Below are 13,510 nucleotides of genomic sequence, written 5' to 3'. Positions count from 1 at the left end.
CTATGCGCGTCGTCATTATTGGGCCAGCGTATCCGTTACGGGGTGGATTAGCTACTTACAACGAGCGATTAGCGCGGGCTTTCGGCGAAGCCGGCGACGAGGTTCGGCTGGTTACGTTCAGCTTACAATATCCAGGCTTTCTGTTTCCGGGGCAAACGCAGTTTAGTACAGAAAAAGCCCCCCAGGACTTGCAGATTGAGGTTAGTATCAATTCAGTGAGCCCTGTATCGTGGTGGCGCGTAGGTAATCGGCTGCGCCGCGAAAAGCCCGATTTGGTCGTGTTCCGCTTCTGGCTGCCGTTTATGGGTCCAGCGCTGGGTACCATTGCCCGCCTTATTACTCGTAACCGCCATACGCGCGTAGTGGCCATCACCGACAATATAATTCCGCACGAAAAACGCCCCGGTGACCGGCCCCTGACGCGCTATTTCCTGTCTGCCTGTCACGGTTTTGTAACGATGTCACGCTCCGTGCTGGCCGATCTGCGCCGGCTGCATTTCAATCAGCCGGCCCGCTACCAGCCGCACCCGCTGTACGATAACTTTGGCCCTTTGAAGTCAAAAGCTGAGGCCCTGAAGGCATTAAATCTCAGCACAGATTTTCGCTACATTCTATTTTTTGGCTTCATTCGGGCCTATAAGGGATTAGACCTTTTGCTCGAAGCCTTCGCTGATGAGCGGTTCCGCACCTTACCAGTTAAGCTTATTATTGCCGGTGAGTTTTATGAGCCCGCGGCACCCTACGATGCTCTTATTAAGAGCTATAAATTGGAAGAACGCTTAGTGCGTGCTACCGATTTTATCCCTAATGAGCGCGTGGCCGACTTTTTTGTGCCGCCGACTTGGTAGTCCAACCTTACAAAAACGCAACGCAAAGCGGTGTGTCCCAGATTGCTTACCACTTTGAACGCCCCATGCTGGTTACTGATGTAGGTGGCTTATCGGAATTGATACCTGATGGTGAAGTGGGCTACGTGACCAAAGCCCAACCCAAAGCTATTGCCGACGCCTTGGTTGATTTTTACCAAAACCAACGAGAGGAAAAGTTTACGGCTGGTGTGCGGGAGTGTAAAAAGCAATTCTCCTGGAGTGAGATGGTAACAGCACTTAAAGCCGTGGCAAACTAGCCATGCATAGCCGAAGCAGGTAATGACGCCTGCACGGCTGCAAAAACCTTACTGGGGGGCAAATCTTCCATGCAACTCGTACCTAACTTACAAGTGCCGCGGTAAAAGCAGACGCACTGCCGGTCGGGTTGCACGATCTGACCGCGGCCGTAGAGGTCAAATTCGTGGGGATTGAAAATGTTGTTCATCAGCACCGTTGGCTTCCCAAGAGCAATACTAATGTGCATAGCCATCGTAACCTGAGTCACGACCAAATCCATTTGCTGCATCAAATTAATAAACTGCTCCAACGGAAACGTGCCTAGATAAGCGGCTCCGGTAGCCACGTGCAGGCGCTGGTTGCGTTCATCTTCGGCAGCGCCACCGAGTAACACTGGAGTATAGCCAGCTTGCTGAAGCTGCGAGATCAACTCAATCCAATGTGTATCAGACCATAAGCGCGTGGTCCACCGGTCGCCGCAGCCGGTATTGAGACCGATGCGCGGACCACTTACTGGTAATGCATTCCAGCGGTACCCTTTGTCATCATGATTATCGAAAACGTATTCTTCGCCCCGAAACTCATAGCCGCATAGCTCAAAAATCTCTTGCACATAGGGCTTCTGATTTTGCAAGCTCAGCTCATCAAATACGCCCGTAAGAAATTTGTGATTGGCCAGCGTATTGCCGGGCCAGGGCACACCATTGGGAAGCAGCGTGTAGCCAAATTTTTGAACCGCTCGCATGGTATCGTGCAGGGCGCAGGCTTCTTTGTCTTTGTCCAGATTAAATACGATTTCAAACTCGCGGGCTTGCAGATGGAGCACGTTAGCCAAGTCCAGCTTCAGAATCTCATCGACGGCGCTGGGGGGCAAAATAGCGGGCGTGTGCGTGAGCCAGGTGATTTTAGCAGCCGGATATTCCTGGCGAAGCCGGCGCAGGAGCGGCGTCGTGCGAATCACGTCGCCGATGGCACCGAGCTTGATGATGAGAATGCGCTCCTGGGTAGGCGCGTACACGGGGCAGCCGGCGCATTGGTAGCCATGTTCTTTATTAGGCCGACAGGGCACATCGCCGCGGAAATGGCGGCAGTCAGGATGAACGAGGATGCCGTTGAGTTCAGGCATTGAAGGAATAGAAAGCTGAAGTTATCTTTTGTTTTTCTACGGTCTGCCGACTGTAACTGTCATTCATGATCCAGCTAAAATCGCTGGTCAATGACTGTTAAATACCCACATAATTCATGGGCGAAATGCTTCTTAGTTCGGCTTTCACTTCTTCGCTCACCGTTAAGGTCTCGATGAACTCCCGAATAGTTTGCTCAGTAATGGGGCCGTGAGTGCGAGTAAGAGCTTTAAGAGCATTGTAAGGATCAGGGTAGTTCTCGCGGCGCAGGATTGTTTGAATAGCCTCAGCTACCACGGGCCAGTTGGCGTTAAGGTCGCGGCGCAGAGCGTCTTCATCGAGCGCCAACTTGCTTAAACCGCGCTGCAAGGAGTTGAGCGCCAGCAGCGTATGGCCAAGTGGCACGCCCAGGTTTCGGAGTACCGTGGAGTCGGTAAGGTCGCGCTGAAGGCGGGAAATGGGCAGCTTAGCAGCTAAATGCTCCAACAAAGCATTAGCTACTCCCAGGTTGCCTTCAGCATTTTCAAAATCAATAGGATTCACCTTGTGCGGCATAGCCGAAGAACCTACTTCGCCGGCTTTAATGGTCTGACGGAAATACCCTAGCGAAATGTACTGCCACACGTCGCGGGCAAAGTCAATCAGAATGGTATTCAGCCGTTTTAAGCCGTCGCAGGTAGCGGCTAAGTGGTCGTAATGCTCAATCTGGGTAGTCGGGTGGCTCCGATGCAGGCCTAACGTGGTGTTCACGAACTGGTCCGCAAACGTCTTCCAGTCTACCATTGGATAGGCCACGTGATGCGCATTGAAGTTGCCGGTGGCGCCTCCGAACTTAGCTCCGTACGGCACCTGAGCCAGCAGCGCTAACTGGGCTGTCAGCCGGGCAGCAAATACTTCAATTTCTTTTCCCAAGCGGGTGGGGGAGGCAGGCTGACCGTGGGTGCGAGCCAGCATCGGAATTGCCCCCCAGGTTTGGGAAAGCTCCTGCAGATGCTGTTGCAGGCCAGCGTATTGCGGCAAAATTGTTTCTGTCAGAGCCTCGCGCAGGCTCAACGGAATAGCGGTATTGTTAATGTCCTGGGAGGTGAGGCCAAAGTGAATAAACTCCAAGTAATTGCCTAGCCCCAAGGATGAGAACTGGTCGCGCAAGAAATATTCAACCGCTTTCACGTCGTGATTCGTCACGCGCTCATGGGCTTTCACCACCTCGGCTTCATCAGCAGAAAACATCTCATAAATAGCGCGTAGAGGCTTAAATAGCGCAGAATCGACACCGGTTAGTTGGGGTAGCGGCAGCTCGCAAAGCGCGATAAAGTATTCCACTTCTACCCGGACCCGGTAGCGAATCAGCGCCAGCTCGGAGAAATAGGGCGCTAACGGGGCCGTCTGGCGGTGGTAGCGGCCATCGAGGGGGAGAGAGCGGTGAGCGGTGAAAGCGCAGTGTCAGGGGCAGACATGAGGAGCAGAAAAGTTCGGAAGGGCCAAAGGTAGCGAATGCGCCCGCGCTACCATAAACGCCGCGTGCGGCTTTTCGCTACCTTTGGGGCTCGTGCGGCCGTGGGTTCGGCGCGAAATTCGCAGAGCCTGGTCGCGATATCCTCTCCCTGATTATTCGCGTGACTCCTGCTACTAAGAAAAAAATCGCCCTTGGCTTCGGCATTCTCGTGCTGCTGTTGGCCGGCGCCGTTGGCATATTCTTTCTGAAGCGCCAGCAACTGCTGGACTACGCTCTTGCACAGGTCAAAACGCGGGTAGAGCGCAAGTACCCCGCGCGGCTTACCCTTGGGCCGGCTAAGTTTATTGACTTCAATACCGTGCGTATTGATGGTGTGTCGCTGGTGCCTACGGGCAAGGATACGCTGTTGCGTGCTCGTAGTATCAATGCTTCGCTCAGCGCCCGCTCGTTGTTCGCGGGGCGGCCGGTATTCAGCAACTTACAGATCGACGATGCCCAACTGACGGCACTTAAAACGGCTGCTACCGATAACTTTTCCTTCCTCTACAAAACCAAAAGGCGCCCGGCCACTGTAGCCCGCGATACCACGCAAGGCACTAATTATGGCCTGTTGTTAAATCAACTTATTGAGGCCGGATTTGACAATCTTCCCGCTGAGGCTGACTTTAAGAACTTCCTTGTTACCTACCGCAGCCCAGGACACGCGGCGACCATTTCTATGCCCCGCCTCACGATTGAGGATGGCAACATCGCGGGCCAGCTGACAGCTACTTTCGATTCCGTCGAGAACAGAGTAGGCATTCAGGGGCGCGTAGAGCCCCGCGACTACGCGGTGCAGGCCAAGGTATATGGCCTGAACAAGCGGCCGGTGGTGTTCCCTTATCTACAGCAGCGCTACAAGGCTCGCGTGCAGTTTGATACGCTACGTTTTAGTCTGACCGATAAGGAGTTAGACGACGATGAGCTAACCCTGCGCGGCGCGGCGGCAGCCAGCAACTTTGCCGTCTATCAGGCCAAGCTTTCTGATCGGGATATTGTGGTGCGCAGTGGAGTTATGGACTTTGTGGCTACGCTGGGCCAGGGGGCTTTCTCGCTGGATAAGGGCACAAAGGTGACGCTGAATAAAATGGTGTTTTACCCCGCCATCAGCTTGCGCAAACTGCCTGTTCAGCAGCGTCGCATTGGCAAAAAGCTGAACGGGCTAACCTCCCGCAAAGATTTATTGGCTGGCTTGCAGTTCAGTGCTGATATTAAGTCAACGGAAACGACGGCCAACGACTTTTTCGCTTCGCTGCCGGAGGGCATGTTTGAGACCCTAGAAGGAACGAAGGGGGAAGGCACGCTTACCTATAGCCTCCAGGCAGCGCTGGATATGAATAAGCTTGATAGCCTGAAGTTTAACTCAACGTTGCGGAGCAAAAACTTTCGGATTACCCGTTGGGGTAATGAAGACCTGAGCAAGCTCAACCGGGCTTTTGCCTATACGGCTTACAACGATAAAGGCGACTCGATTCGCACGTTTGCCGTAGGGCCTCCCAACCGGGATTTTACGCCTTTCAATCAAATTTCGAATCACCTCAAAAACGCCATCCTAACGGCCGAAGACCCGCGCTTTTTCACGCATAAAGGCTTTATGGAAAGAGCCTTTGTAAAGTCGGCCATTCAAAACATTAAGGAGAAGCGCTTCGCACGCGGCGGCAGTACAATTTCGATGCAGCTGGTTAAAAACGTGTTTCTGACTCGCAAGAAGACCCTAGCTCGGAAAGTGGAGGAAACCCTGATTGTGTGGATTATCGAAAACACGCGTTTGGCGTCGAAGGAGCGCATGTTTGAGGTATATCTCAATATTATTGAGTGGGGACCTAAAGTGTACGGGGTAACGGATGCGGCGCGGTTTTACTTCGCCAAATCGCCCGACGAGCTGAACTTGTCTGAGAGCTTGTACCTGGCTAGCATTGTGCCCAAGCCCAAGTTCTACCGCTACTCCTTCGACAGCTACGGTAATCTGCGGGGTAGTGCGCGCTATTTCTACCGGCTCATCGCCGGCATTATGGCCAACCGTGGCATGATTTCGCAAGGCGCTTATGATGATCTGTCGTTGGGTGTGGCGCTCAATGGCCCGGCGCGCAAGTACATCGTGACGGCCGTGGATACCGTCCGGGCCTTCGCGCCTGCCGACTCCGCGCAGTTTGAGCCTCTGAACCTGATTGATTTGCTCGGCGGCAATACGACGCCGGATGCGGGTGTAAACACCACCGCGCCCAATCAAGAAGATAATAATACACCTGCCCCAACGCCGCAACAGCCCTAATAAAGTAGATGCTCTGCTCGGGTTAGTTGATAAGAGAGAGCTACTATCAGTTCCTGTCTTAACATCATTTGGCAGAGAAACTACTAAGTAATGTTGTAAGCCTAAGTAGCGTAGTGCCGCAAAAAAAGCCCCCCAGAGATGTTTCTGGGGGGCTTTTTTTGCGGCGCTACGCTACTTAGGCAATGGCAAAGTATCTTCCTCTTCCTTCTTAGGCAAGGCCAAGGATACAATGACTGATACGGCCAGAATGAAGCCTACTACTCCCAACGAAATTGCCATGGGAATATGGAGGTAATCAGTAACCAAGAGCTTGAAACCGATAAAGATCAGGATGAGCGATAAGCCGTAGTGCAGATAGTGGAAAAGCCGCATGAGACCTTCCAAAGCGAAATACAAAGCCCGTAGCCCCAAGAGCGCAAACACATTAGAAGTGTACACAATAAATGTGTCGCGGGAGACGGCGAGAATCGCGGGAATGGAATCGGCGGCAAATACGACGTCTGTTGTTTCGACCATCACCAACACTACGAACAGTGGGGTAGCGAAGAGCAGATTTTCCTTGCGCACGAAAAAACGGCCGTCCTCTATCTTACTGGTAATGGGCATGTAGCGGCTCAGGAACTTGACCACTGGATTGTTGTCCGGATCAATTTCGGGCTCACTGCCGCTGGTGGCCATCTTTATGCCGGTATAAATCAGGAACGCGCCCAGCACATACAGCAGGAAGTGAAATTTGGCCAGCAGCGCTGCCCCCACCAGAATAAATATTGCCCGCAACACCAAGGCTCCGATAATTCCCCAAAAAAGGATTTTGTGCTGGTACTGTTGCGGAACCTTGAAGTAGCTGAAAATGAGCAAAAACACGAACAGGTTGTCCACGCTCAGGGACTTCTCAATCAGGTAGCCGGTGAGAAACTCCAGCCCGGCCTGTTGGCCCATCGTGCGATACACGAGGTAATTGAAAGTAAGGGAAAGGGCAATCCAGAACGCGCTCCAACCCAGGGCTTCACGCATTTTTACCACATGGGCCTTGCGGTTGAACACCAGCAAATCCAGCATTAGCATTGCTAATACAAAGACGTTGAAGCCAACCCAAAAGGCGGGGGTATTTTCCATTCGTTGTTAGTAGGTAGATACTAGACCGCTGCCTGGCAGCAACTCCGCCGTAGGTGCCTTACCTGGTTTGGCGGGCCGGGGTTGCGGTCGGAACTGAAATAGCGTCGGGGCTGACTGATAAAGTCCGGTCGAAGCGGCGAAACCAACTGGCCACTTTCATCTGCACGACGCCAAAAAACGCTTCCTTAAAAATGCCCTTCGACATCTTGGAAGTGCCGCGGGTGCGGTCGGTGAAGATGATCGGGACTTCTTTAATACGGAAGCCATACTTGTAGGCCAGCCATTTCATCTCAATCTGAAAAGCGTAACCCACAAAGCGGATGCGGTCGAGCTCAATAGTGCGCAGTACTTCCGCCGAATAGCATTTGAAGCCCGCCGTAGCATCGGCAATGGGCATACCGGTAATGAAGCGAACATACGCGGAGGCAAACCACGACATCAGCACCCGATCCATGGGCCAGTTGACGACGTTTACGCCCTGGCAGTAGCGACTGCCGATGGCCATGTCGTAGCTCTCCGTGGTGCAGGCTTCATACAAGCGCTGTAAGTCATCGGGATTGTGCGAGAAGTCCGCGTCCATCTCAAATATGTAGCTATAGCCGTGCTTTAGAGCCCAGCGGAAGCCATGAATATAGGCCGTGCCTAAGCCCAGCTTACCGCGCCGCTCCTCCAGAAACAGGCGGTCAGGAAACTCGCTTTGCAATTTTTGCACAACCTGAGCGGTGCCGTCAGGCGAGCCATCATCGATGATAAGTACGTCGAAGGCTTTAGGCAACGAGAATACCTTGCGAATAATCAACTCCGCGTTTTCGCGCTCGTTATACGTCGGAATCAGAACCAGCCCATCGTTCATTGGATCAAAGATAGAAATATAGGCACTCAAGCTGCACTTTCGGCGATTTTTTCTGCCATTCGGCGAGCGTAGCGCACACAGTCGGGCACGCCCACACCGGCCCGCCAATTGGCCACAGACTCTATGCCCTGGACCGCCAGAGCATCGGCAGCGGCATGAGCCGCTACAATATGCGTGTCAAATTGTGGAATGGCCCTGGCCCAGTAGTATTGGTGCTGCCAGAGTGGAGCGCCCTTTATGCCATAAAAACGGCTCAATTCCGTATGTACGGCCGCTTTTTGCTCTAGGGCCGTTTGTCCGGCCTGCTCTGCATACTGGCTGCCACCCACGAAGGTGGTAAACAGTACCTGATCGGAGGGGCAACGGTCGGGAAAGATAGAGCTGGTCCAGATGCTGCCGGCTGCGTAGGGCTGCTCCACCTTTGGGTGAAGCGCCCCAAAGCCATCAAGCGGGTGGGTCACATCGGTACGGCGGTAGGCGGTGAATACGGCCGCCATTGGCGGATAATTCACAGAGGCCAGAGCCGAAGCCGCTTCCGGGAAAAGTGGTTTTAGCAACGGCGCGGCAGCGTAGGCTGGCAGGGCCAGGACCACCAGATCGTAGGAGTCATCCGAAAAAGCCCCCCGAGCCGTTTGAACGTGGTATTTTCCCGCCGCATCACGCGTCAGGCCTGTAACCGTTTGGCCGGGGTGGCGGTGCGTGAGGTGGTTGGTAAGGGCTAGGGCCAGGGTTTGAAGGCCGCCGCGCAGAGAGAAGATTTTGCGCCGCCCGCCCGCCCCGCCCGATTTGGCCAAGCCGCGCAGTACCGATCCGTGGGTTTGCTCCAGGGCAGCAAGTTTGGGGAAAGTCTTGTGCAGTAGCAGTTGCTCCGGGTCGCCGGCATAAATGCCCGAAATGAACGGATTAAGCGCATAATCCACGACTTCGGAGCCAAAGCGACGCCGAAAAAAGCCCCCCAACGTCTCTTGGGTATCGGAGGGGACAGCAGGGCGGGTCAACTCGCGCAGCAGATTTAGCTTGGCTTTTAAGCTAAAAAAACCACTGGTGAGCAAGGCGGGAGGTGAAGCCGGCAGACGATGGTAGCGCCCATTACGCAATACATAACGATTGGCGCTTACGGCGGCCGTGTCCTGAATTTCGTTGGTGAGGTTCAGGTCATCGAGCAGGTCGCGCAGCTCGTCGCTGAGCTGGAGGGAGTTGGGGCCGGTTTCGAGCAAGTAGCCGTCACGGCGCTCAGTGCGCAAATTGCCCCCCAGCGTCTCATTACCCTCAAACAAATCGTAAGCAATGCCGGCTTTTTGCAGATAAAAAGCGAGTGTAAGCCCCGAAATTCCTCCTCCCAGAATAGCGACTTTCATAGTCAGCAAAAAGTAAATGTTACTGCATTATGCGAGCTGAATAGTGCCCCAAATAGCAACACTTTCACAAACACATAATGCGGCTAATAAATGCCCTTTGTTGGCAGTGGCGTCAAAGGTAGGCTGCTAATTTGCCCCCCAGCCAGAATCCGTAGCTTTATGCCGATGAATAACCCGCAAATTGCTGTTTCCTCCCGCGCCAAAGCCATTTTTCTGGACCGCGATGGGGTGTTAAACAAAGAAATCGGCGAATACGTGTGGCGCCTAGAGGACTTTGAGATATTGGAAGGCGTGCCCGAGAGTCTCGCGCGTCTCAAGGCAGCTGGCTATTATCTGATTGTAGTGACTAACCAGGCCGGCATTGCCAAAGGCTTGTACACGGCCGCCGAGGTAAAGGCCTGCCACGCCAAGCTGCAAGCGGCCTGCAATAATGCACTTGATGCTCTTTATTTCGCTTCAGCGCACCCTTCGGTGAGCGAGTCGCTGCGGCGCAAACCGGATTCCTTAATGTTGGAAAAAGGTCTCGCCCGATTTCATCTTGATCCGGCTCAGTGCTGGATAATCGGCGACCGACTCCGCGACCTGGAGGCCGGCGCTCGGGCCGGGGTACGGGGCATTTTAGTCGGTGACCCCACGCTTCACCCTAGTTTAGTGCAGGCCAATGATCTGGTTGGCGCTACCGACCTTATTCTTAATGGGGCCTAATGATGTAAGGCCTTACCGTTTGCCTGCTTTCTACACGCACCAAAGCCGGTCTCCCGCTAAAGGAAGGCCGGCTTTGGTGCGTGTAGCAGAACACTTAGCAACTTACTGCCGAGCAGCAGGAGTCTGTTCAGCGCTGGCCGTAATGGAAGACGAAACCTGAGTAGCAGGCTTAGTAGAAGAGTAAGCCGGGCACTTAGTGCGGCACGAGCCCAGGCCTACCAGCCCGACAACGGCTACTATAAGCATTTTTTTCATGATAAAATACAAGATGTGAGGAGATTCGGACGCAGATAATGCATTCCTCAAATGTTATGCCCGATAACGCTCAGGCGTTATTTTAATTATCTATGAAGGTATGAATTATTCAGAGGCTACTCAAAATTAACATTAGGAAACGTTTTACAGCTTTTAGCTCACTTTAGACTTTACTAATAATCATTTACCGACACCATTGTTGGAGCTTGTGCGAGCTTTGTACCCCTGACAGCTTCGAACGCTCTCTACCCAATATAAAAAAAGCCCCCCAAGGCGACCTGGGGGGCTTTTTGTATGTCAGTGGATACTATTTAAGAAATCAGGCGCTCAGTTCAATCTGCAATGCTAATGCTGATAGCCCAGAATACGCATCATACTGTCGCTGTTCTGCTCCGGCGCGAACTCCCAATCCAGCAAAGTGCCATCAGCATCGCGGTCAAGGATGACGTGCTTGGGAGCTGGAATCAGGCAATGCTTGATGCCGCCGTAACCCGATAGACTTTCTTGGTAAGCGCCGGTGTGAAAAAATCCTACATACTGCGGCTCAATAGTTTCCTGGTTCTTGGTGCGCAGCTCGGGCAGGAATACCTGGTAAATGTGCTTTTCAGCGTTGTAATAGTCCTGAGAATCGCAGGTGAGGCCGCCCAGCTGGATTTTATTGTACCGCTTCTCCCAGCCGTTCAGGGCCAGCATAATGAAGCGCTGATTCAGCGCCCAGGTATCGGGCAGGTTCGTGATGAAAGAGCCGTCAATCATGTACCACAACTCCTTATCGTTCTGGAGCTTCTCGCCCAGAATAGAGTAAAGGGTCATGCCACTTTCGCCTACCGTAAAAATACCGAACTCGGTGAAAATGTCCGGTTCCGGCACACCTTCCTCCGCACAGATGCGCTGAATGGTGCGTAGAATTTCTTCTACCATATACTGGTAGTCATACTCTGGCTGAATGCTGGTTTGAATGGGCAAACCGCCGCCGATGTCAATGGCGGTAAGGGTAGGGCACACCCGGCGCAGCTCACAGTACTTGTGCACAAAACGGCTCAGCTCCGACCAGTAATAGCTGGTGTCTTTGATGCCGGTATTGATAAAGTAATGCAGCATTTTGAGCTCAAAACGCGGGTCTTCCTTAATCTTCTGCTCATACAGTGGAATAGCGTCGGCGTAGCGAATACCCAGACGTGAGGTGTAGAACTGGAAGCGCGGTTCTTCATCAGAGGCTAGCCGCATACCTACGCTGCAGTTCTCACGCACATGATCGTGGTAGTAATCTATTTCGCCCAGGTTATCGAGAATGGGCATGCAGTTCACAAACCCATCGTTGATAAGGTCCGCAATGTCGCGCTTGTACTCCTCACGCTTGTAGCCATTGCAGATGACGTACGTCTCCTTCGTGAGCTTGTCTTTGGCATACATAGCCCGCACGATATTGATATCAAACCACGAGGAGGTTTCGATATGAATATCATTTTTCAGCGCTTCTTCCACGATAAAGCTGAAGTGCGACGATTTGGTGCAGTAGCTGTACGTGTACGTGCCATTGTAGCCTATCTTCTCGATGGCGTCGGCAAACCAGGTTTTGGCGCGCTGAATCTGGGAGCTGATTTTGGGCAGATACGTGAGGCGCAGCGGCGTGCCGTGCTTGCGCACGATGTCCATGAGGGGAATATCATGGAAGCGAAGCTCGTTGTTTTGGACGGTGAAATCGGCAGTCGGGAAATCGAAGGTTTGGGAAATCAGGTCGTGGTAGGTATCCATTAGGGGAAGGGGGTGAATGGCTAAATGGTTAAATGGCTAAATAATTGGTCGTTCTACATCACGCGTTAAACGACCAGGCATTCGGCCATTCAACCATTTAACCATTGTAAGAACAAATTGGCCTTTGTGCGGGCTTTTGCACACCTTTGTAGGCCGGCAAAGATAAGCGGTAGGTGGGTACTCCGATGCGGGGCGCCCAGGGCGAGAGCGGTGAGACGTGGTCCTGCTCTCTGGTATTCGGCCAAGGCCCTTAGCCGCCCGTTGCTGTCGGCGCATCGTTCTTTTATGAAACCTATTAAGCTCATCGAAGTCTGCTCCGAGCTAGGGGCCGGGACTCGCGGGGCCAGTCTGGGCGTAGATGCGCTACGGATTGCCTGTTTAAACAAAGGTTCTGATTATTTCCGCCGCTTCAATTCCGTGGCTGTACCAGACCTGAATCATGTGCTGTTCGACAAAAACCACTTCCCTTACGCCAAGCACATCGACTCCGTTTATACGGTTCAGAAAAACATTGCCAGCACGGTTGAACAAACATTACGCCTCGGGGAATTTCCGCTAGTGCTGGCCGGCGACCATTCCAACGCCGCGGCTACCCTGGCGGGCATTAAAACCGCCTATCCGCACAAAACCTTGGGCGTGGTGTGGATAGATGCCCACGCCGATATTCATTCGCCCTACACCACGCCTTCGGGTAACATCCACGGTATGCCCATCGCCATGGCACTGAACGAGGATAATCTGGAGTGCCAGCGCAACGTGCCGGAGCCTGAAACGGAGTTTTTCTGGAACCGCCTTAAAAATCTGGGCGAGCCGGGCCCCAAGCTCAGCCCTGACCACCTCGTGTATGTAGTGGTGCGCGATACGGAGCATGAGGAAAACGAAGTAATCAAGCGCCACAACATCAAGAACTTCGGCTTAGCGGAATTCAAAGAAAAAGGTCCGAAGCAGGTAGCCCGCGAAATTTATGAGCGCCTCCGCTTCTGCGACTTAGTATATGTGTCTTTCGACGTAGACTCCCTGGATTCGCGCTTTAGCAAAGGCACCGGCACGCCCGTGAAGGAAGGACTCAACGTAGAAGAGGCTATTGCTTTATGCCAGGCTCTGCTGGATAATGACCGGGTAGTGTGCTTCGAGATGGTGGAAATAAACCCGACGCTCGACTCAGAAAACACGATGGCCCGGAACGCCTTCGATATTCTGGAAGCGGCCACCGATACTATTCAAAATCATCTGCACCTGGCCGATGCCACCTCGCGCCAAAGCCGGGCCACTACGTAACGAAGTAGCGCTAAGGTTAAATTTGGCTCTGTTTTCTTTAGTGAGTTAAAGTAAGCGTATCGTTCAATGAGGGATGTTGGGGGGCTTTTTTGGCTGCCCGTGGTGCTTACTCTAAAGCGCAACTGTGGCTCCCACTGCTAAAGCTGCGGCGGCTTCCTTATATTCAATTCAGGTTCAGGCTAAAACTCAGGTA

At 53.1% G+C, this 13,510-nt stretch carries 11 protein-coding genes and 1 pseudogene; 5 read left to right on the top strand and 7 right to left on the bottom strand.

All coding sequences use genetic code 11. From position 1 onward, the window contains the following. The first annotated feature begins 2 nt into the window (after window positions 1-2). Both MKZ35_RS10215 and MKZ35_RS10210 read left to right on the top strand, forming a co-directional pair. Window positions 3-848: a glycosyltransferase gene (locus tag MKZ35_RS10215; protein WP_482513196.1), complete on the top strand. Its 846-nt coding sequence runs from the start codon at window positions 3-5 to the stop codon at window positions 846-848. Between the two features lie 32 nt (window positions 849-880). Continuing rightward, window positions 881-1,126 carry a glycosyltransferase gene (locus MKZ35_RS10210; protein ID WP_482513195.1) on the top strand — a complete coding sequence of 82 codons (246 nt, stop codon included), beginning with the start codon at window positions 881-883 and terminating at the stop codon, window positions 1,124-1,126. Here MKZ35_RS10210 and MKZ35_RS10205 read toward each other — a convergent pair. Together MKZ35_RS10205 and purB are read right to left on the bottom strand one after the other, a co-directional pair. Next, complete coding sequence (locus MKZ35_RS10205) at window positions 1,123-2,232, bottom strand: glycosyltransferase family 9 protein (RefSeq protein ID WP_482513194.1); 1,110 nt, start codon at window positions 2,230-2,232, stop codon at window positions 1,123-1,125. The genes MKZ35_RS10210 and MKZ35_RS10205 overlap by 4 nt on opposite strands. A gap of 97 nt (window positions 2,233-2,329) precedes the next feature. Further along, window positions 2,330-3,687: pseudogene (gene purB, locus MKZ35_RS10200) on the bottom strand (adenylosuccinate lyase). 159 nt (window positions 3,688-3,846) lie between these two features. Between purB and MKZ35_RS10195 the strand changes: the two are divergent. Beyond that, on the top strand, window positions 3,847-5,997 hold the full coding sequence (locus MKZ35_RS10195; RefSeq protein WP_482513193.1) for a transglycosylase domain-containing protein: 2,151 nt from the start codon (window positions 3,847-3,849) through the stop codon (window positions 5,995-5,997). A gap of 171 nt (window positions 5,998-6,168) precedes the next feature. On the opposite strand, the gene MKZ35_RS10190 is transcribed toward MKZ35_RS10195, so the two are convergent. From MKZ35_RS10190 to hemG, 3 genes are read right to left on the bottom strand one after another with little or no spacing between them, the layout of a single operon-like run. Next, window positions 6,169-7,113 (bottom strand): TerC family protein, encoded by a 945-nt coding sequence (locus MKZ35_RS10190; protein WP_482513192.1) that lies wholly within the window; start codon window positions 7,111-7,113, stop codon window positions 6,169-6,171. Window positions 7,114-7,171: 58 nt separating this feature from the next. Continuing rightward, the gene (locus tag MKZ35_RS10185) at window positions 7,172-7,966 is read right to left on the bottom strand and encodes a polyprenol monophosphomannose synthase (RefSeq protein ID WP_482513191.1); all 795 of its coding nucleotides are present in this window, start codon (window positions 7,964-7,966) and stop codon (window positions 7,172-7,174) included. 26 nt (window positions 7,967-7,992) lie between these two features. Then, window positions 7,993-9,324: a protoporphyrinogen oxidase gene (gene hemG / locus MKZ35_RS10180; protein WP_482513190.1), complete on the bottom strand. Its 1,332-nt coding sequence runs from the start codon at window positions 9,322-9,324 to the stop codon at window positions 7,993-7,995. A gap of 165 nt (window positions 9,325-9,489) precedes the next feature. Here hemG and MKZ35_RS10175 point away from each other — a divergent pair, with 165 nt between their 5' ends. After that, window positions 9,490-10,029, top strand: a complete 540-nt coding sequence (locus tag MKZ35_RS10175) for a D-glycero-alpha-D-manno-heptose-1,7-bisphosphate 7-phosphatase (protein ID WP_482513189.1) — start codon at window positions 9,490-9,492, stop codon at window positions 10,027-10,029. 102 nt (window positions 10,030-10,131) lie between these two features. Here the strand turns inward: MKZ35_RS10175 and MKZ35_RS10170 are convergent, their stop codons facing one another. Both MKZ35_RS10170 and MKZ35_RS10165 read right to left on the bottom strand, forming a co-directional pair. Further along, window positions 10,132-10,284 (bottom strand): hypothetical protein, encoded by a 153-nt coding sequence (locus MKZ35_RS10170; protein WP_482513188.1) that lies wholly within the window; start codon window positions 10,282-10,284, stop codon window positions 10,132-10,134. Window positions 10,285-10,629: 345 nt separating this feature from the next. Further along, entirely contained in the window at window positions 10,630-12,039 is a 1,410-nt protein-coding gene (locus tag MKZ35_RS10165; protein WP_482513187.1) for a type III PLP-dependent enzyme domain-containing protein, read from the bottom strand. Between the two features lie 285 nt (window positions 12,040-12,324). Here MKZ35_RS10165 and rocF point away from each other — a divergent pair, with 285 nt between their 5' ends. Continuing rightward, window positions 12,325-13,317, top strand: a complete 993-nt coding sequence (gene rocF / locus MKZ35_RS10160) for an arginase (RefSeq protein ID WP_482513186.1) — start codon at window positions 12,325-12,327, stop codon at window positions 13,315-13,317. Window positions 13,318-13,510: the final 193 nt, after the last annotated feature.

This window comes from Hymenobacter sp. R533113, assembly GCF_056835965.1.
The sequence above is the reverse complement of the archived record's forward strand: the minus strand, read 5'-3'. Positions and strand labels throughout refer to the sequence as shown.